Origin of the sequence: Parabacteroides timonensis (genome assembly GCF_900128505.1) — a bacterium.
Lineage (GTDB): Bacteria > Bacteroidota > Bacteroidia > Bacteroidales > Tannerellaceae > Parabacteroides > Parabacteroides timonensis.
In genome coordinates this window covers 4035038-4055218 of the sequence record NZ_LT669941.1, presented here as the reverse complement: position 1 = coordinate 4055218, position 20181 = coordinate 4035038, and the positions used below count along the sequence as shown (strand labels likewise).

Annotated in this window: 13 protein-coding genes; 5 read left to right on the top strand and 8 right to left on the bottom strand. The window is 39.7% G+C overall.

Annotated features, from left to right (window positions below; all coding sequences use genetic code 11):
- Positions 1–473: 473 nt before the first annotated feature.
- Genes nadA through BQ7394_RS23710 form a run of 3 tightly spaced genes read left to right on the top strand, consistent with a single transcriptional unit; the run spans position 474 to position 3939 of the window.
- Positions 474–1460 (top strand): quinolinate synthase NadA, encoded by a 987-nt coding sequence (gene nadA / locus BQ7394_RS23720; RefSeq protein ID WP_075559649.1) that lies wholly within the window; start codon positions 474–476, stop codon positions 1458–1460.
- A 37-nt stretch (positions 1461–1497) separates the two neighbouring features.
- Positions 1498–2961: an MBOAT family O-acyltransferase gene (locus tag BQ7394_RS23715; protein ID WP_075559648.1), complete on the top strand. Its 1464-nt coding sequence runs from the start codon at positions 1498–1500 to the stop codon at positions 2959–2961.
- A gap of 6 nt (positions 2962–2967) precedes the next feature.
- Positions 2968–3939: an SGNH/GDSL hydrolase family protein gene (locus BQ7394_RS23710; RefSeq protein WP_075559647.1), complete on the top strand. Its 972-nt coding sequence runs from the start codon at positions 2968–2970 to the stop codon at positions 3937–3939.
- Here BQ7394_RS23710 and porZ read toward each other — a convergent pair.
- Together porZ and BQ7394_RS23700 are read right to left on the bottom strand one after the other, a co-directional pair.
- Positions 3923–6292, bottom strand: coding sequence for a type IX secretion system anionic LPS delivery protein PorZ (gene porZ, locus BQ7394_RS23705; protein WP_075559646.1), 2370 nt, complete (start codon positions 6290–6292; stop codon positions 3923–3925). The two genes, BQ7394_RS23710 and porZ, sit on opposite strands and share 17 nt — an antisense overlap.
- Before the next feature lie 3 nt (positions 6293–6295).
- Positions 6296–6880: a non-canonical purine NTP diphosphatase gene (locus BQ7394_RS23700; protein WP_075559645.1), complete on the bottom strand. Its 585-nt coding sequence runs from the start codon at positions 6878–6880 to the stop codon at positions 6296–6298.
- Between the two features lie 61 nt (positions 6881–6941).
- Between BQ7394_RS23700 and BQ7394_RS23695 the strand changes: the two genes are divergently transcribed.
- Complete coding sequence (locus tag BQ7394_RS23695; protein WP_075559644.1) at positions 6942–8450, top strand: phosphoethanolamine transferase; 1509 nt, start codon at positions 6942–6944, stop codon at positions 8448–8450.
- On the opposite strand, the gene BQ7394_RS23690 is transcribed toward BQ7394_RS23695, so the two are convergent.
- Both BQ7394_RS23690 and leuS read right to left on the bottom strand, forming a co-directional pair.
- On the bottom strand, positions 8447–9328 hold the full coding sequence (locus BQ7394_RS23690) for a YitT family protein (protein ID WP_075559643.1): 882 nt from the start codon (positions 9326–9328) through the stop codon (positions 8447–8449). The two genes, BQ7394_RS23695 and BQ7394_RS23690, sit on opposite strands and share 4 nt — an antisense overlap.
- Positions 9329–12166: a leucine--tRNA ligase gene (gene leuS / locus BQ7394_RS23685; protein WP_075559642.1), complete on the bottom strand. Its 2838-nt coding sequence runs from the start codon at positions 12164–12166 to the stop codon at positions 9329–9331.
- Positions 12167–12456: 290 nt separating this feature from the next.
- Here leuS and BQ7394_RS23680 point away from each other — a divergent pair, with 290 nt between their 5' ends.
- Positions 12457–14283, top strand: coding sequence for a thiol protease/hemagglutinin PrtT (locus BQ7394_RS23680; protein WP_075559641.1), 1827 nt, complete (start codon positions 12457–12459; stop codon positions 14281–14283).
- A gap of 74 nt (positions 14284–14357) precedes the next feature.
- Here the strand turns inward: BQ7394_RS23680 and dinD are convergent, their stop codons facing one another.
- The 4 genes from dinD to BQ7394_RS23660 all read right to left on the bottom strand — a co-directional run bounded on the left by dinD (position 14358) and on the right by BQ7394_RS23660 (position 19953).
- Positions 14358–15200 carry a DNA damage-inducible protein D gene (dinD, locus tag BQ7394_RS23675; protein ID WP_235848810.1) on the bottom strand — a complete coding sequence of 281 codons (843 nt, stop codon included), beginning with the start codon at positions 15198–15200 and terminating at the stop codon, positions 14358–14360.
- A gap of 153 nt (positions 15201–15353) precedes the next feature.
- Entirely contained in the window at positions 15354–16793 is a 1440-nt protein-coding gene (locus tag BQ7394_RS23670) for an arylsulfatase (protein ID WP_075560215.1), read from the bottom strand.
- Positions 16794–16962: 169 nt separating this feature from the next.
- Positions 16963–19650: a T9SS type A sorting domain-containing protein gene (locus BQ7394_RS23665; protein ID WP_075559640.1), complete on the bottom strand. Its 2688-nt coding sequence runs from the start codon at positions 19648–19650 to the stop codon at positions 16963–16965.
- Between the two features lie 45 nt (positions 19651–19695).
- A complete protein-coding gene (locus BQ7394_RS23660) occupies positions 19696–19953 on the bottom strand; it encodes a hypothetical protein (protein ID WP_233577141.1) in 258 nt (85 codons plus the stop codon).
- Between the last annotated feature and the right edge of the window lie 228 nt (positions 19954–20181).

Genomic DNA, 20181 nt, shown 5'->3' with positions numbered 1-20181 from the left:
TAAATGTGAAACGTCTGCCGTCACAGCAACTGTCTATATGCCAATGTGCTGCATTGCTTGTGACAGGTGAAACGTATGTGTGTGAATCTCGTGTGGATATCCTGTGAACAGGTGGTTGGTAAGTGCTGATAAAAAACTCTTGCTTTTCTCGATTGAGATATCGGATAAGAGATTTATTATGACGGCCAATAAATAGGGAAGCTTCTTTCCCCTTTCTTTTAAAGATTGTTTTGCACTGCTTTAGATGGCTGAAATAAATAAAGTTTTTACCTTTGCACATTATCAACATAGAGTTGATAAGTATAGTAAAATAAAGATTATCAGCTATAAAAGTAGATGATAACTTTGTTGATATACTATTTATATCCTCATAAGGAGGAAAGGGCGATTAAAATATGAACCATTTTAACAGGATATTATATACATCCTATTTATCTTTAGAATTAAATTAAGAATAATATAATAGATAAACTATGTTGACAAATCAATCGATCGGATATATGGATGCACCGGTACCTAAAGACATAGATCTGAAGGAAGCCATTGATAAACTCCGTAAGGAAAAGAATGCCGTTATCCTTGCGCATTATTATCAGACCGGCGATATACAGGATATAGCAGATTTCGTGGGAGACAGTCTGGCGTTGGCTCAATGGGCTGCTAAAACAACAGCGGATATTATTGTTCTCTGTGGTGTTCATTTTATGGGTGAAACGGCTAAGATCCTATGTCCGGACAAGAAAGTATTGGTTCCTGATCTGAATGCCGGTTGTTCACTGGCCGATAGTTGCCCGGCTCCTGAGTTTGCTGAATTTGTAAAACAACATCCGGATCATGTGGTTATTTCATATGTCAATACAACAGCTGCGGTAAAAGCGGTAACAGATGTGGTGGTAACTTCCACCAATGCCCGTCAGATCGTTGAAAGTTTTCCGGAAGGAACAAAAATGATCTTCGGTCCGGACCGGAACCTGGGTAATTACATAAATAGTATTACCGGACGTAATATGTTACTCTGGAATGGTGCCTGTCATGTGCATGAACAATTTTCACTGGAAAAGATACTGGAATTGAAGGAACAGTATCCGGATGCGGAAGTGATCACTCACCCGGAGTGTAAACAACCCGTTATACAGGTGTCAGACTTCGTAGGTTCGACTGCCGCTCTTTTGAAGCACACTATCAAGTCAGACAAGAAACAGTTCATTGTAGCGACGGAAAGCGGCGTTATTCACGAAATGCGTAAAAAGAGCCCGGAGAAAGAGTTTATTCCGGCTCCTCCCAACGACAGTACATGTGCTTGCAACGAATGTAATTTCATGCGGCTGAATACGATGGAAAAGTTGTATAACTGTTTGAAATTTGAAATGCCGGAGATATTTGTCGACGAGGAAGTACAGAAGAAGGCTATTAAACCGATTCGTAAGATGTTGGAGATTTCTGAAAAATTAGGTTTGTAACATATAGGCTGTCCCATCATTCATAGAACAGAACAAGATGTTATTTAATTCAATAGAGTTTTTGATTTATCTTCCGGTAGTATTCTTACTATATTGGTTTGTTTTCAACAGGAAGATAAAATTACAAAACTTATTTATCGTCATTGTAAGCTATCTGTTTTATGGATGGTGGGACTGGCGTTTTCTTATACTTATTGCCTTTACATCTTTTTGCAGCTGGTTGAGTGGTGTTGCTATTGCAAAAGTACGGGAAGGCAACGATTCATTATCTGAAGATACCTTATCTGTACAAAAGAAATGCAGATGGATAACCGGGATTAATATTTTCCTGAATTTGGTTATTCTTGGATTTTTCAAATACTTTAATTTCTTTGTTGATAACTTTGTGGAAGCTTTTTCCCTATTGGGAATCACCTTACACAAATCGACTTTGCAGATCATTCTTCCGGTAGGTATCAGTTTTTATACGTTCCAGGCTTTGAGTTACACAATAGATGTGTACAGGAGAAGGTTGGAACCGACAAAAGATATAGTGGCTTTCTTTGCTTTCGTCAGTTTTTTTCCACAGTTGGTTGCCGGGCCTATCGAAAGAGCTACCAATTTACTGGTTCAGTTTTATAAGCCGCGTAAGTTTACTTATGACTATGCCGTAGATGGTATGCGTCAGATCTTATGGGGTTTTTTTAAAAAGATGGTGATTGCCGATAACTGTGCATTGGTTGTGAACGATGTATTCGGTAATTATTCGAATTATTCTGCCAGTACATTGGTTCTGGGTGCTTTTTTATTTGCTTTCCAGATATATGGTGATTTTTCGGGGTATTCGGATATTGCCATCGGGACAGCTAAATTATTTGGTATAACATTGAAGCAAAACTTCCATTATCCTTATTTTTCAAGAAATATTATCGAATTCTGGCGCAGGTGGCATATATCGTTGAATACCTGGTTTGTGGATTATGTATATATTCCTTTGGGCGGTAGCAGGGAAGGACAATATAAACATATACGTAATATTCTGGTTATATTTTTCCTGAGCGGATTGTGGCATGGAGCAAACTGGACATTCATTACCTGGGGAATCTATCATGGACTATTATTTGTACCTTTGTTATTATTGAGTAAGAAGAAACAGGGTGATTCGCCTATATTTCCTTCTGTTATTTCAATGTTGATCACTTTCGGGTTCGTTACCCTGGGGTGGATTGTGTTCAGGGCAGAAACGCTCTCTATTGCGTTTAATTATATCGGTGATATATTTTCACCTTCTTTGTTGAGGGTTCCCAAGGTTAGCGGAGCTAATAATGTGACGGCCATGTTATCGTTGGTATTTATAGGTATTCTGTTAGTCGTGGAATGGGTGAACAGGAATAAGCCTTTCGGATTGGATATACAGAACATAAAAAGTTCATTTGTCCGGTACTCAATTTATGCCGGCATACTCTTTTCGATTTATTTCTTCGGTGCTGATTCTTCTAATTTTATTTATTTTCAATTCTAAGAAATTATGGAACTGACAGGGAAACAGATAAAGAGGATATTCTTTTTTCTATTATTTATAGTCGTTTTGATGGTTGGTTTGAATGGGGTAACTCCTTACTTCTTCAGGATGCTTCCTAATGATTATGCCCGTACCAAACTTATACTGAATACAATAAAAGATCCGGAACAGGCTCCGGAGATTGTTATTTTCGGTAATAGCAGGGGGATGAGTGGAGTAGATGGCTATATGTTGGAAAAAGAGTTGAGCGATCATCCTGTCGTATATAGTTTTACTTCGACCGGACAGATGCTGAGTGAGAGTGCTTTATATTATTCTTCATTGCCGCCTTCTGTCAGAACGGTTATTCAGTGTCTCGATATAGATGTTCTGTCCAAGCCGGTCGATATGGATATACCTAATCAGGTGGCTTTGCATATGTATGGCTATAAGATGGATGACCGGACGAAATTGTTAGTACCTGGTTTATATGATGAATTGAGTAAATCGGATTGGTATTATAATTATAAAGCCAGGAATTGTTTGTTTTCGGGATTCTCATTCGTACTTCGTAATCTATTGGACGATGATGCACCGGAAAGTTCTATCGACAATGAATTACGTTATCCTGCTGCTCAGGCCTCTTACAGAAATGAAGCTGTTTATCAGCGTGGCCTGGACGAACAAAACAAACAAAATAAGTTTGAAGCGTATAGGATAACTCCTGAATGGAAACGATTGATAGAGGAGTCTTATTCTTTTTTCAAAGCAAAGAATATTCAATATTATCTGGTGTTGATGCCGTATAATCCTGATATTATATCAGCAAAAAAGACTGAAAAGCAGGAAGCTCTTCAGTCTTATATAAAAGAATTGGGGTATATCCCTTATATCGATTGTTTTGATTTGTTGGAAGCATCCGATTTTTACGATGCAATCCATCCGAATGACAAAGGTGCCAAAAAGATAACCAATCAAATACTTATTTCACTACCATAATTTTAGTCACCACGCTTTCTTTGGCTTCGGGTGTTGCTGAGAATACAAGATAAACTCCGGTTGCAACCCGGCCACCTTTTCTACTCCGGCAATCCCAGGTAAAGGTACCTCCGGCAGATTTTCCCTGGTAAATGATATTACCTTTCAGATCCGTAATTTTTACATTCGAATCATTCATTAATCCGACGATTGTTACATGGTCGTTATGTTCCGGACGAACAGGATTCGGATAAGCATATACATCCGAATAATCTTCTTTTCCTTCTGTTGCGTCGCCCATATAAGATACCAATCCTTTTTCAGTACCTATAAAAACTTCTCCGGTCAGTTGATTAATGGCTAATGAGTTTATCTGATTGGATGGGAGAGGAGAGTTGGTTGTAGTAAAATTTTCGATTGTTTCCATACCATCTTCGCTTACCAGAAATACACCGGAACTTTGTGTAGCTATCCATTTACGGTTTCCTCCGTCTACAGCGATAGCATTTATTTGTTCTCCATCAAGAAAATTATAAGGAACATCATTGATTTCATCTGCAGGACGGATAACCCGGCTACATCTTATATCTTCCAGTTTAGCTTTGGGATTGGCACAGTAAATCGGACCTCTGTTAGTTCCAATCCAGACCTGTCCGTTTTTATCTTCAGTAATGCAGAAATAACCGCTGGCATCAATCGTACCGTTGATATCGCTGAATGTTGATATAAAACGAGCTTGGTCGTCGCTTGTATCATCTATTGTTCCGCCATCATCAAAGATAAGGATACCAGATTTATATCCGTAGGGAACATTTATCCATTTACGATTATCGGAAGTGATTGTTATTTTATCTGCCAGAGGAACATTTGTAAAATTATCTGTATTAGAAAAATTGAAACTTGTCCAGGTTCCATCGGCTTTTAATACTTTGAGTACATCCTGTACTCCGCAATTAGTAGCCCATAGATTGCCATTTTTATCGAAAGTTACACTTCCAATACGTATATATCTCTGTTGTGCTCTGTCTCCACCAGTTGGATAGATTGTAGATAGTGTACTATTTTTGTGATTAAATAATTGAACATATTGATTGTCTTTGAATTCAATAATACCTTCTCCGTAAGAAGATACATAATAATGTGAGGGATCTTTGGGATCAATGGCTATTCCTGTATAGTCACTAGGATATTCAATTTTATTTTTTTCATCAGAAATAATTATTTTGATAGTAGTTTCATCTAAGTTGAACCATTTTTCATTATCATATATCATTAGTGTTCCTTGTCTAAATTTTCTATCGGTCCAACGATCTCCTCCAACAATATATAATTGATTTTCGTATGTAGTCATATAATAATTATAATTACGTTTAGGATATATCGTTTGATCGTTCAATCCTTCTACAACTACTTCATATTGATTATTTTTTTTCTGAATACCTTTTAAGCCATTGACTCCTGAAGCTATCCAAAATGTGTTGGGATCTTTGAGAGATGAAACACCATATACAATTCCTGCATTGATGACGTCTCTTTCCGTCAATGAAGAATAGATGTATAATTGAGTGTTGGTATATGGCATCAATTTATTATTTTGAAAAACCATATTAGTCAAACTATTATTTATCAACAGACTTTTGACTGTTTTATCTGCTTGTTCATAATAAATACCTTTCTTGTATTTTTGATTAGCAAAAAAACATAAGGTATTCTGAAAGAAACATATCTGACTGATACTGTCCTGGTCGAATTCGAATTCAGATGGAGCCAACTGATAAGAGTCCCATTCATTATAATCTAGTAAATTAGCATCCAACGATGCTTTCAATATGCCATTCGAAGTAGCTGCATATATGTAATTGTCGTTGATAGTTACGGAATTGACTTTCTTGTTCAATTTGTAAGTATCTTTGATTTCTTTCTTATTCGGATCCATATTAAGGACAATAATCCCGAAATCTGTTGCCAGATAAGCATATTCTTTATATAAGTATATGCTGTTAATGGTTTTATTCGTTACATTCGAATTATCAAGTAAATAAGAAAGATTATAAATGCCATAATCTCCCAACAGGTCTATATTTCCATTGCTGTAAGTAATCAATAATGTATTTACTTCAGGATTGAAGATAATATGATCTATCCCACTGTCGCTAAGCCCTGTTTGTTTGGTATAATGCTTAACACTATTATCTTCTTTACTATAACTGTATAGAGAACCGTCCGCTACAGTGAATACATGATTATTACCTTCTGCGACTTTCATTGCAATATTATATGCCAGGTAAGTATTCCATTCTCCAACACTTTTTTGGGCAATGATGGTAGAAGCGGTAACGTATATAAATATAAAAGTGTATATAATTCTTCTCATAATTTATTCTGATAATGTAGATAGAAAAGCACTTAATTTCTTTACAGCTTCAGCCCGGTGGCTGATCGTATTTTTAATATCATTTCCCATCTCGGCAAAAGTTTGTGTGTAATTATCCGGTACAAAGATCGGATCATATCCGAATCCACTTGCACCTCGTTTATCTTTCGTTATTTGACCATTTACAATTCCTTCAAATAAATACTCCTGGCCATTTAATAAGAGAGCAATAACTGTACGGAAACAAGCTTTTCGGTTTTTTATATTATTCATTTCCTGTAAAAGTTTATTCATATTTGCTTCCGAGTCATGTCCGGGACCTGCATAACGTGCAGAATAAACCCCTGGTGCATTATTTAATGCTTCCACCTCCAGGCCTGTATCGTCGGCAAAACAATCGAATCCATAATGCTCTTTTATGTATCGGGCTTTCTGAAGAGCATTTCCTTCCAGGGTATCACTTGTTTCCGGTATATCATCATGACAACCGATATCTTCCAGGCTTACTATATTTACCAGGCCGGATGTTATTTTTTGTACTTCATCCAGTTTATGTTTGTTATTAGTTGCAAATACTAATGTTTTCATACTGCTTATCAATGTATTGTTTCTATTTTTGCACAAAAATACATATCAATTCATTATCAATATGAAGAATGTGCCTGTTCATTTTTATATTTTTTCTTTAGTTGCTACTTTATTTTTAGGTATTTGTTTTACCTCTGCTGATTTTCTTACTATACCTATAGGAACGGTTAAAGACTTATTTATTATAGCTTTTCAATGGTCGGTAGTAACAATGGTACTTTATTTTATCACCATTTTATTAGCTGCTAATAAATATGTATTTGCTATAACATTTCCATTACTAACGTTGATAAGCTCGCTATTGGCCTGGTTTCGTTTTACCATGAATGCAACTTTGACTCCTATGGTATTGGATGCAGCCCTGGAGAACGACATGCGTACATCCGGGGATTTATACTCACCGGGCTTATTAGTATTTGTGCTTATAACATTCGGGATATCTATAATATTTGCAGTTTACCGGATTAAACGGGTTGTAGTTCGTCCTTCTCTTTATCCTACTCTTATAGGTGGTTTACTGTTATTTACAGTAACACGTATAAACACTATAAAATATCCTATAACAGAACGTATTCCCTTCAATGTTTATTATACTTTTATGAAATATTGGGAAGAAAAACAGATTATCAGTGAGAACAGAACAGACTTAACAGGCGGGATACAATGTAGTGATGAGGATTTGACAGTTGTTTTTGTACTGGGTGAATCGCTTCGTCCTGATCATTTGGGATTGAATGGATATGAACGAAATACGACTCCATTATTGTCAAAAGAAGATATTATATCTTACCCTTTTGTATATGCAGAACAGACATATACGAATCGGAGTGTTCCACATATATTGACTCGTGCTGATAGTACTGATTATTCGAGAGCTTATTCAGAAAAGTCTTTTATAAGTTTTTTTAATGCCTGTGATTTTTATACGGTTTGGTTAGCTAATCAGGAGGCTGCTGATACTTATGTTTATTTTATGAATGAATGTGACTCACTGATTCATGTCAATATAAATAAGTCTTCTTATGTGGTATTCGATCAATGGTTGGATGGGGATTTATTACCGCTTTTTGATAATGCTTTACAGATGGAAAATAATAAGAAACTGATTATATTACATACAATAGGTTCTCACTGGTGGTATAATTCGCATTTTATAGATGAGTTTACTCATTTCCAGCCGATAGTAAAAAGTAAAATTATCTCCTCTTGTACACAGGAAGAAATGATAAATTCATATGACAATACAATTCTGTACACAGATTATTTTTTATCTAATCTGATAGATCGTTTAAAAGATAAAAAGGCCATTCTTATATATCAGTCTGATCATGGGGAAGCACTAGGAGAAGATGGCGCTTGGTTACATGCTGCAGAAAATCCTTATACACATCAAGCGGCTTGTATGGTTTGGATGTCGCCGGAGTATAAAAAGGAACATCCGGATCATTATGAAAAAGCAAAAGAAAACTCTTTAAAACGATTCAGAACCGATTACCTTTATCACAGTATACTGGATGCCGGAGGGATCGGTTCTGAATATATTGATTACTCGTTAAGTATATTCCGCTAGGTTTTTATCTGATCAAACCCTTCTCCATATACTCCGCGGACAATGCTCTGCGAAATAAATGCCTGGTGGTCTATTTGTTTTACCAGGCGGAAGATAGATACGGATTCTGATTTCTTAGCCAGCAATACGACAACCTTGACCGGCTTTTTGGAATAACCTCCTACGCCATCAAGGATGGTACATCCACGATCCAGATCATGGATGATCCGATCGGCTATCTCATCATATTTTTGTGAGAATATGAGGAATTGTACGGATTGGCGGTTACCGTTTAACACCATGTCGAGGACATAGTTGCTAATAATCATTTCAACAAAACCGAACACGATCTTATCCACATTATGGAATAGGAAGAAAGAAGAGCTGATAATGAAGAAATCACAAAACAACAAGGCACGTCCGATGGATATGTTCTTGTATTTGTTTACAATAGCTCCGATAATATCCGTTCCTCCGGTACTTCCGTTGGCAGAAAATACCAATCCCAATCCGGCACCACAGAGGAGGGCACCAATCATAATGGCCATAAATGGCTGATCATGTAAGATCGGATTTCCTTTCAGCAACCATTCAAAAAATGACAGGGAAGCTGAAAGCGAGAATACTCCAAAGATTGTCTTTATCAGGAATTTGAATCCTAATATCTTTAGAGCGGCTAATAGTAAGACAACATTGATAACAAAGTATGAAACCGATACCGGTATGGCGCCGCCGGTGGCAAAGAATATCAATGCACAGATACCACTGACACCACCGGTAACAATTTCATTAGACAGGATGAATGCGTTGAATCCGAAACCATATAAAATGGTTCCGAATAGAATCATCAGATAATCCTGTATAGAAAAAAATACTTTATAAAACTGAGCTGTTCTCATTTAGATAACGATATTAACGATCTTACCTGGAACGACAATCACCTTTTTAGGAGTCTTGCCTTCCATCCATTTAGCGGAACTTTCGTGGCTGAGAGCAACCTTTTCTACCTCTTCACGGGGCATATCAGCCGGGAGTTCCAGATTGAAGCGGGCTTTTCCGTTGAATGAGATGGCGTAAGTAACTGAATTTTCTTTCAGATACTCTTCGTTGTGCTGTGGCCATGGAGCATCGCATATAGTTGTGTCGTGACCACATACATGCCATAACTCTTCTGCTGTGTGAGGTGCAAACGGAGCAAGTAAGATGATGAGTTGCTCCAGGATAGCACGCTTATTGCATTTCAGGCTGCTTAATTCGTTAATACAGATCATGAAAGCACTGATAGAAGTATTATAAGAGAAATGCTCGATATCGAATGTTACTTTCTTGATCAGTTTATGTAATGATTTCAATTCTTCGGCTGTCGGTTCGGCATCTGTTATCTGCAGGCTGTCGGTGTTTCCGTAGAACAGAGCCCACAGCTTTTTCAGGAAACGGTGTACACCGTCGATACCGTTTGTATCCCAGGGTTTGGATTGTTCCAACGGGCCTAAGAACATTTCATACAGACGCAATGTATCGGCACCATATTTTTCAACAATCATATCCGGATTGACAACATTGAACATGGATTTTGACATCTTTTCAACAGCCCATCCGCAGACGTATTTGCCGTCTTCCAGTATAAATTCCGCATTGTTGTATTCCGGACGCCAGTTCTTGAAAGCTTCAACATCAAGGATATCGTTGTATACGATGTTTACATCCACATGGATAGGAGTCACTTCGTACTGATCTTTCAGGTTCAGTGAAACGAATGTATTGGTATCCTTTATACGATATACAAAGTTGGAACGTCCCTGGATCATACCTTGGTTGATCAGTTTCTGGAACGGTTCCTCTTCGCTGATAACTCCCATATCATACAGGAATTTATTCCAGAAACGGCTATAAATCAGGTGACCGGTAGCATGTTCGGTACCACCGATGTACAGGTCCACATTACGCCAGTATTCGTTTACCTGTTTATCCACCAATCCTTTGTCATTATGCGGATCCATGTAACGCAGATAATAAGCTGAAGAACCGGCAAACCCCGGCATAGTACAAAGTTCCAGCGGGAAAATGGTCTTGTTATCTATTTTAGATGTTTCTGTAATTTCTTTATTTACGGAATCCCATGCCCATTTGGTTGCATGTCCCAATGGAGGTTCACCTGTAGCTGTCGGCAGGAATTTATCCACTTCGGGCAACTGTAACGGCAATGCTTCGAAAGGCAGCATCTGAGGCATTCCGTCAGCATCATAATATACAGGGAACGGTTCGCCCCAATAACGCTGGCGGCTGAAGATAGCATCGCGCAGACGATAGTTTATCTTTACACGTCCCAGTTGATGTTCGGATACATATTTTTTAGTAGCGGCGATTGCTTCTTTTACAGTCAGACCATTTAATGACAGGTCGCAATAGGGAGCTACATCCGGTCTCGGGGAATTGCAGACAATACCTTCTTTGGCATCGAAGCTCTCTTCACTCACATCACAACCTTCGATCAATGGAATGATAGGCAGATTGAAATGACGGGCAAACGCATAGTCACGGCTATCGTGTGCCGGAACCGCCATGATAGCACCTGTTCCATAACCAGCCAATACATAGTCGCTGATCCAAACGGGTACTGCATCTCCCGTAAACGGATTGATAGCATACGAGCCACTGAATACACCGGTTACAGAACGGTCGGCAATACGTTCACGTTCCGTACGTTTTTTAGTACGATCCAGATAAGCATCTACTTCCTGTTTTTGTTCGGGTGTCGTCAACTGGGCAACCAGTTCGCTTTCAGGAGCCAATACCATAAAAGTTACACCGAACATGGTATCTGCACGGGTTGTAAAGATGGTAAATTCCATATCACTATCTTTTACTTTGAACTGGATCTCGGCTCCTTCACTACGACCGATCCAGTTACGTTGTGTATCTTTCAAGGAATCTGTCCAGTCGATTGTATCCAGTCCGTCCAGCAGGCGCTGTGAATAGGCTGATACACGTAAACACCACTGGCGCATCAATTTTTGTTCTACCGGAAAACCACCACGTTCGGAAACGCCGTTCACTACCTCGTCGTTTGCCAGCACGGTACCCAGTTCAGAGCACCAGTTCACCATTGTTTCGCCGCGGTAAGCAATGCGGTAATTCAATAATATGGCCTGTTTTTCTTTATCGCTTTTGGCTTTCCATTCTTCGGCAGTAAATTGTAGTTCTTCACCACAGGCAACATTCAGACCTTCAGTACCACTTGTTTCGAAAGCTTTGACCAGGTTTTCGATAGGTAATGCTTTCTTTGCGTCATTGCAATAATAGCTGTTGAACATTTTAATGAATGCCCATTGAGTCCAGTGATAATATTCCGGATCACAAGTACGGATTTCGCGGCTCCAGTCATAGCTGAAACCTATTTTGTCCATCTGCTCGCGGTAACGGGTGATGTTTTGTTTGGTTGTTACTTCGGGATGTTGTCCGGTTTGGATGGCATATTGTTCTGCCGGCAGACCGTAAGCATCGTATCCCATCGGGTGTAAAACGTTGAAACCCTGCAGACGTTTGAAGCGGGAATAAATATCAGAAGCAATGTAACCGAGCGGATGACCAACATGTAGTCCAGCTCCTGATGGGTAAGGGAACATATCCAACACGTAGTATTTGGGTTTATCTTTATTTTCCTTCACTTTATAAACCCCATTGGCAATCCAGTATTCGTGCCATTTTTTCTCAATTTCTTTGAAATTGTACTCCATAATATTTAATCGTTTTATATCGTTTTCAGTTTAAAGCCACAAAGTTAGTCAATTTATTTTGTTTTACTTCACATAACTTATTTTCGGTCGGGGGTTACCTGGCTTTTTTGGTATCACATATTGTGATATCAAAGAAAATGCTTCTTCATTAAAGTGGAAAGGGAAACTATTTTTCTCTTTTCTTTGTTATAGGAACACCTTTATTAAGGAATTAAGTAAAACGCCATTAATACCCTTCAACCAAACCTCTGATAAGCGCAAACTAAGTTTAAACTAAAAAATGACAAGTAATGAGAAGATGTACTTTTATTTTCTTTACCGCCTTGTTAACAATGTCGATAAGTGCTGCACCTATTGATGTAAAACAGGCGAAGAGCGTAGCCCTCAGTTTCCTGAAAAGTAATTCTCCGCAGACAAAAGCTTCGGAATCGGAGGTGAAATTGGTCTGGTCGGATGCCGGAGCGGCTACCAAATCAGCCGGTTCCGTACAGGATGCTACCTTTTACGTATTTAACCGCGAAGATGCCGACGGTTTTGTCGTTGTAGCCGGTGATGATGCTGTATATCCTATTCTAGGTTATGGCATGCAGCAACTGTTTGAAAAAAACTCCATGCCGTCCAACCTGCGTGGATGGTTTGAAAGTTACCAGCGTCAGATCAACTGGATACGTGAAAACAAACCGGAGGTTTCAAAGGACGTCACAGCCGCCTGGAACGAAGTTCGTCAGGGTAAGATGCAGTTGAAATCGACCGGAACGTTATTAACAACTGTCCTTTGGGATCAGATGACACCTTATAATAACTTATGCCCGGTGGTAAACAGCCAGCGTACACCCACCGGATGTGTTGCCACCTCGACGGCTATCGCCATGCAATATCATAAATGGCCGGACGTAGGGCAGGGGAGTCATTCTTATACTTCGCAGACTTATAATCTGTCTCTTTCCGCTACTTTCGACACTCCATACCAGTGGGATAACATGCCTTCTACCTACACGGCAGGGCAATATACTACTGAGCAGGCCCAAAACGTAGCCACCCTGATGTACGATTGCGGTGTTTTCTCAGAAATGAATTATGCTCCTGGTAACAGCGGTGCCTTGACATTAACGGCAGCCCAGGGGCTTGTCAATTATATGAAATACGATAAATCTCTCCATGTCCTGCAACGCAATAATTATCAGAAAGACGAATGGGAAGCGATTATCAAAAGTGAACTGGATGATAATCGCCCTGTTGTCTATGGTGGTGAGAATGATCAGAAAGAAGGTCATCAATTTATCATCGACGGTTACAACGATGCCGATTATTATCATGTGAACTGGGGATGGAGCGGACTGGCTAATGGGTATTACCTGTTATCTGTCCTCGAACCTGAAGTGCAGGGAACCGGTGGTAATAGCGGAGGTGGTTTCTCGCTTGGTCAGGATGCCATTATCAGTATGAAAAAGCCGGTGGAAGGTTCTACCTATCAGGATGTATTGGCTTTCTTCTATGGGGAAAATGAGGGTACTGTCTTTGCCGGCCTTGAAGCCACCACAGAAGATTTTGAAGAAAATCAGCTTTTCGGTGTTCAGTATGGTTATGTAGGCAACATGAGTATCCGTGATTTTTCAGGTAACCTGGTTGTCGCTCTTGTAGACAAAAACGGGAATACAAAAGAATTTATCTCCAGCGAAGAACCTGTTACTATCCAGATCGAACGTGGAGTAGGACAGGAAGTACCTTGTACGATCACTAAAACGATCGCTCCCGGTGACCGTATCCGTTTGTTATATAAAAGTAGTGACGGGAGTGAATGGAAATGGGTGAGAGGCAATAATAATACAACCGGTGAAATCGTGGTGGCCGCCGATCCTTCTACCTCAACGGAAAATATAACAGCCGAAACAGGTGTTTTCGTTTCTTATGACGTAGCCGGAACGGTTCAGATAACTGCCCCTATTGCAATTAAAGAAGTGGTTTTGTATGATATGAACGGACGATTGATGAAAAAACAATCAGCAGGTAATAATACTCAATTATCACTTTCTTATGATAGCTATCCGGCCGGAGTTTATGTATTGGAAGTTATGACTGTGGAAGGACGAAGTAGTCATAAACTGGTAAAGAAATAATTAGGTTTTATTTGAAGATAATCATCTCGTGGACTTCCACGAGATGATCATTACTTTTTCAGTTGATTAACAGGTTAAGACAATTTCTTCGTATCTTTTGCTTCTATCTTTTTAATACTCTCTGCAACAGGAAGATCTTCAGGCATTGTACCACCTAATTCTTCAATTGTTTTACGAACTTTGGCTCCGACATTGTAGTGTGTTTGGTTGGCTTTTGTCTTACCTTTAATATTTTCTCTACGTAGTTTATCTTCTGTTTGCGTGGCACGGAACAGATTTGCAGCTAATTCTGTACTACCCATATGGTCAAGTATCTTCTGACTTTTCTTTAATCCTTTATGTGCATGAATATCTTTTGCACTCATACCACCATACCACCCCATATATCCATGGTTTTGGAAGATGGCATAGTCTTTAGGTTCAATAACTCCGGCACATTTAGCAGCATCAGCAAGCTGAATATTATGCCGACTTAATTCCTCTCTAAGAAATAATCGTTTTGAATCTTCAGTATTCAGACGGTTATATTCGTCCATCTGTTTGATTTCTGCAATACGGGTCTGAACTGCAAAATAAGTCTGTCCATTAGCAACAACTTCTTTGCTAGGATCTGCATTCTGGACGATGAGATAGCAAGCGTAACGGGAAAGTTTGATTGATTCAAATTCTCTTAAAGCTCCTTTTCCTATCTCGATCATCTCGTGGAAGTCCACGAAATGATATGACGGTGTTTGACCACTATTAATGCAAGCTTCTTTAGCTTTTTCTATCACAGGTAAGAAGTTTCTGTATTCGGAGTATTCCAAGACTTTGGCTAGTTCTCGAGCTGACCAGTATTCAGCCCCATTTTCATCTATTCTTTTGATTTGTTCAAAGATACTGTTGTCTACTTTTTTCATGTTACGGTTTGTTTCCATGTTTTTATAGTTTAAGATTGTTTATAATATTTCCAAAGGTAGAATAAATAAGGGATATATAAAATAAAAGCAGGCTGAATTATTTTATTAATTAATCCAGCCTGCTTTTACATTTATCTTCGACCATCTCGTGGAAGTCCACGAAATGGTTTTTTACTTCTTCAGCAATGGCCAGTTCGGATCTTCAATATGTTCACGAACCATGATCTCTTTCAGCTCGGCCACCTTTTCCGGATATTTATCCAACAGGTTGTATTTTTCCGAAGGATCAGCTGCTAAGTTATAAAGTTCATAATACGGTTTATCTCCACGGATATTCATGTGTACCAGTTTCCATGAACCTTGGCGTACAGCCTGACGGCCATTCATTTCCTGAAATTCGAAGTACAGAAATTCATGTTCCTTCTGTCCTTTGCGGTTTTGCAACAGCGGCAGCATGCTTACGCCGTCCATTTCTTTCTGTTTTGCTTTCGGATGGATGATCTCTTCGAAAGTAGGCAATACATCCCAAAAAGAACACATGAAATTTGTTTCTGTTCCCGGTTGTATATGTCCCGGCCAGGAGATGATCATCGGCACACGGATACCACCTTCATACAGGTCACGTTTGTAACCACGGTAGATGCCATTGCTGTTGAAGAAATCAGGATCGGCGCCACCTTCCATGTGAGGGCCGTTATCGCTGGCGAATATAATGATCGTGTTATCGTATAATCCTTTGTCTTTCAGTTTCTGTACGATCTGTCCCACATATACATCCAGGCGATAGATCATCGCTGCGAATGTAGCATGCGGATAAAGCTGTGTGCAGTAACCCCCTTTACGGAATCCCGGATTGCCCGGTTCTGTTCCTTTATAAGCTTTTTCCGGATACATACCACGGAACTTTTTGATGATGCTGTCTTCCGGCACGATCAGTTCGGCATGCGGTAAAATAGTCGGATACCACATGAAGAACGGTTCGTCTTCTTTTAGATTATCCAGGTAATCGAGTGCTTTGGAGTGGATCAGGTCTTGCGAATAGGTTCCTTTTCCGTATTCCACTTCCAGGACGTTGTCTTTTAGCTCGACACGTTGGTCGTTATCCCACAGATGGTCAGGATAATAGCTGTGAGCCAATAGCTGGCAGTTATATCCGAAGAATGTTTCGCAACCCTGGTTTTTAGGATCACCGGTAGTGCCAATGTAACCTAATCCCCATTTACCGAAGGCAGAAGTCTTGTATCCTGCATCCTGCATGACATGGAAGATAGTACGTGCATCGGCAGGCAATGGGAATTGTCCTTCCGGGTCTAATTCCTTGTTTCCACGGATAGGAGTATGTCCGCTGTGCGTACCTGTCAACAGGCAGGAGCGGGAAGGGGCACTGACAGTTGTTCCTGAGTAACACTGGGTGAAACGCATACCGTTTTGTGCCAGTTGGTCGATGTTGGGAGTGCTGAACTTTTCCTGTCCGTAACAACTCAAATCGCCGTATCCCAGGTCATCTGCCAGGATGAATACAACATTCGGTTTTTTGTCTTTGTTTTTCTGTGCATGCACAAAAGGGATGGCCGCAATCAGGCCGGAAGCGAGTAAAATAGTTTTTTTCATGAATCTAAGATGTTTCTTGTCAGACATGCTGGCAAAGTTATATTTTTTTTCTGAAATAAATAGAGAAGGGGACACGTTTCAAATATTACTTTGACGTATCCCCTCTGACTAGTAAACTCTATCGGTTTTGGCTATTTTTTTGTTCCTTTGACTAAGGAAGCATTATTTACTAAATAATTACTTTAAACTGTTCATTATTAATACGAATTATGTAGAATCCTTCCGGTAGTGGGATGGTTACTGTTTCGCCTGTTATAACAGGTTGCTTCTTTTGCAGTTTGCCCTCAACCGTATAGATATACAGCTGTCCGGTGGTTGCAGATATAATATGCAGACATCCTCCCTCCGTCCATACTTTCGATTGGTCGGTTTTAATCATTTCATTAGCTACCGGGTCGGGGTTCTTAACGATATTATCTATATAGATTTCAACCGGCTGGCGAATGTATTTTATTATATATGCTCCGTCGCTATTTCGGGGAGTGATGGTTTCACCGCGATCGGTGGTTACAACAGGTTCGGACAGATCATATTCTTTATCAAGCGTAAGATAGAAACGGAAACTACTCCATGCCTCCACTTCATAAATACCGGCTATCGGATCGGTTGTTGCACCTTCCACTTGTGGTAGTGTAACCGAATGGAAAACCGTGGGCGTAGGATCTGGATCAGGTATTACAGGGTCAGGATCGGGTGGAGTCGGTTTGACATCGAAAGAGGCACTGATTTTAACATCACCAGTTACAATATAAGTATCGCCGGATTTAAAAGGGTTATCGTTTATATTGAGACTGGTCAGTTCATACCCATCGTTAGGTGTTGCGGAAATGATTAATTCGGTTCCTCCGGCAACAGGTGCACCGGATTGTATGGAATTTTCGGTAGAAGAGGATACAGTTATCGTACCGTTCTGTGGTGTGTCATACTTGACGGTAAAAGTAAGGAAGTCGGACTTCGGAATGTTCGGTTGTACTGGTTTACCTGCAGAATTTTCACCAAATACTTTTAATATTGGCAGATTTATACCGTCAGGGTCGAACGACCAGACATCCGTGTCGTCCCATCCGTCAAAGGCGTTTCCGTTACCTTGTGTGAAATTAGTGGAAGTAAGGTCGTCACCGTCTTTGCCGGAGGCTTCATCCGTCCAATCTCCGGGGATAAGAGGACTGGCAAAATTCGAGGTGAGCGTACCTTGCTTTTCTGCTGTTATGCGACCCAAGTACACTTCGGGAGAGGCTTTCAGGGAAAGCTTGTCTTTAGTAATTTCGCCTATTCCCTCTATGTTTAGTGCAACGCAATGAGTTATACTTCCATTATCACCTTGATTTAGACCGGCGATTCCTCCGGCTGCGAAGTTTGAACTTATTTTGCCTGTGGCATAACAGTTTTGGATGGATGTTTCATTACTATTACCTTTAAGACCCACCCCGACAATCCCTCCGGCAAAAGATTGTGCATTATCTTCTTTTTCAGCTACTACATTTGCCGTCGAAGAACAGTTTTTAATAGTTTCTTCTGCGGCATGTGCGGCAATACCTCCGGCATAAATATCTTTCGGGCCTTTTCCTGTTATATTTCCCGAAGTATAGCATTCTTCAATGGTACTGTAAGTTGTCCTTCCGGCAATACCACCTGCGAAGGAGGCTGTGATATCACCAGAATTCCAGCATTTCGATATGGTTGAATTAGAAGTGCTAAGTTTATATCCTACAATTCCTCCGGCAGCCTCTAAAGCAGCAACAGAAGCCCAATTATAGCAATCTGCAACTATTCCTTTATGCATATAGTTACCTACGATGCCACCAGCCATACCTTTAGTCTCTTTTATGGAGATAACACCTTCGACTTTACACTTTTCTACAGTTCCTGCGTAAAAATATCCTACAATTCCTCCGGCATAAGCACCTGCAGAGATATTTACATCGGCGGTACATTCGGATATTGTACTGGTTCGGGAATAACCACCGCCAACAGATGATAAATCGCTTGCACCGGTAATTCCTCCAGCATAACTGTTAGGAGTATCATCTTTTCGTTCATCGACTGCCATAACGGAACCCGAATAATGACAGTTTGTGAAAGATGTATGCATATTGGCTCCGGTAATACCTCCAGCCATAAGGCCTGATGCATCTGTAAGAGTAGCTTTCACATCTACGGAACTACTGCAATCAGTTATATCGCTAGTTATTATTTGTCCGATCAAGCCACCTACGGTTAGTTGGCTAGAATATTTTACTTCGCTTGTTATATCTCCTCCTTTTATACTGCAATTTGTTATTGGGCTATCCTTAACATAACCAGCTAGTGCTCCAACATATATTGCACTAGTTGTATGCAGCCCTGCTTCTGCGATTTCAATATGCAAATTCTGTATGGAACCGTTCTTTATGTATCCGAATAAACCTGCATAATTAATATCATCAGATTCGTTTATGCTGGTTAGGTTACAAATTGTTTTGCCATTTCCATCCAGTGTCCCCTGAAAAGAATTATTATTGTCTTTGCCGATAGGTGTCCAAGCTTGTTCCCCTAAATCTATATCCTCCGTCAGTTTGAAATAAACTCCATTAAAGTTTGTTTTACCACTTATCGATCCCCCATTATCCAATGTTAGTTCCTCTCCGCCGGCATTCGTTTGTTGCGCCAGATAAGCCAGTTCTCCAGCCGTAGCAATCAGGATAGGTTGATTGACATCCTGTCCATTGTTTCCTCCTTCATTGATGATAGTTGTGGTTATTCCTCCATTCCAGGGAGTATTTTCTGCGTGAATCAGCCCACAAATAAGACAGAAAAACACGAATATAGGCAGTCTCTTAATTGATAGATGTAGTGAATTATTTATTTCCATGTTCATTAATGTAATTTTTAAGTATTTCGACGATGATCGTCGATGATAAGGTTATTCGATTACTGGGCGATCTACGGTAGAAACTGAGTATAATTCTTCCTTGGCTACCTCCTTTAAATCGGTATAAGCACTCAATAATTCGGATGCCGAGAATTTACTTTTTCCATTTGCTGCGATTTTACACAGGTCTTCAATCGATCGGTTTGCTACGTAAGTTACATTAAAAGTGAAGTCGTCTTCACGCTCTGTCAGCATGTTAGCAACAAGATTGCCGGTAATACTGCGCTTTTTGGGTTCATTTGAGGCCATAGTGAGTAGATTTTAATTTAGTCCAGTAAGAACTTTGTCTGATATGCTGATTTATAGCTACTCTCTTTTGCGAATGCTTTTATTAATTAGGATAAATCATTTTTTTGAGGGGATGATATCATGACGGTTAATTCCCGTATTGGTACTTAATCAGTATTTTTTTATTGGCATAAATAATATCAAATACAGTTGTATTTAGGAGAAGCATTGATTATTAAACTTAGATAT

Excerpts from the sequence above, each read along its gene's own strand:
- BQ7394_RS23700 (WP_075559645.1), bottom strand. The coding sequence starts at position 6,880 with ATGAAAACATTAGTATTTGCAACTAATAACAAACATAAACTGGATGAA.
- BQ7394_RS23710 (WP_075559647.1), top strand. The coding sequence starts at position 2,968 with ATGGAACTGACAGGGAAACAGATAAAGAGGATATTCTTTTTTCTATTA.
- BQ7394_RS23695 (WP_075559644.1), top strand. The coding sequence starts at position 6,942 with ATGAAGAATGTGCCTGTTCATTTTTATATTTTTTCTTTAGTTGCTACT.
- porZ (WP_075559646.1), bottom strand. The coding sequence starts at position 6,292 with ATGAGAAGAATTATATACACTTTTATATTTATATACGTTACCGCTTCT.
- leuS (WP_075559642.1), bottom strand. The coding sequence starts at position 12,166 with ATGGAGTACAATTTCAAAGAAATTGAGAAAAAATGGCACGAATACTGG.
- BQ7394_RS23670 (WP_075560215.1), bottom strand. The coding sequence starts at position 16,793 with ATGAAAAAAACTATTTTACTCGCTTCCGGCCTGATTGCGGCCATCCCT.
- BQ7394_RS23680 (WP_075559641.1), top strand. The coding sequence starts at position 12,457 with ATGAGAAGATGTACTTTTATTTTCTTTACCGCCTTGTTAACAATGTCG.
- nadA (WP_075559649.1), top strand. The coding sequence starts at position 474 with ATGTTGACAAATCAATCGATCGGATATATGGATGCACCGGTACCTAAA.
- BQ7394_RS23690 (WP_075559643.1), bottom strand. The coding sequence starts at position 9,328 with ATGAGAACAGCTCAGTTTTATAAAGTATTTTTTTCTATACAGGATTAT.
- BQ7394_RS23665 (WP_075559640.1), bottom strand. The coding sequence starts at position 19,650 with ATGAACATGGAAATAAATAATTCACTACATCTATCAATTAAGAGACTG.
- dinD (WP_235848810.1), bottom strand. The coding sequence starts at position 15,200 with ATGGAAACAAACCGTAACATGAAAAAAGTAGACAACAGTATCTTTGAA.
- BQ7394_RS23660 (WP_233577141.1), bottom strand. The coding sequence starts at position 19,953 with ATGGCCTCAAATGAACCCAAAAAGCGCAGTATTACCGGCAATCTTGTT.
- BQ7394_RS23715 (WP_075559648.1), top strand. The coding sequence starts at position 1,498 with ATGTTATTTAATTCAATAGAGTTTTTGATTTATCTTCCGGTAGTATTC.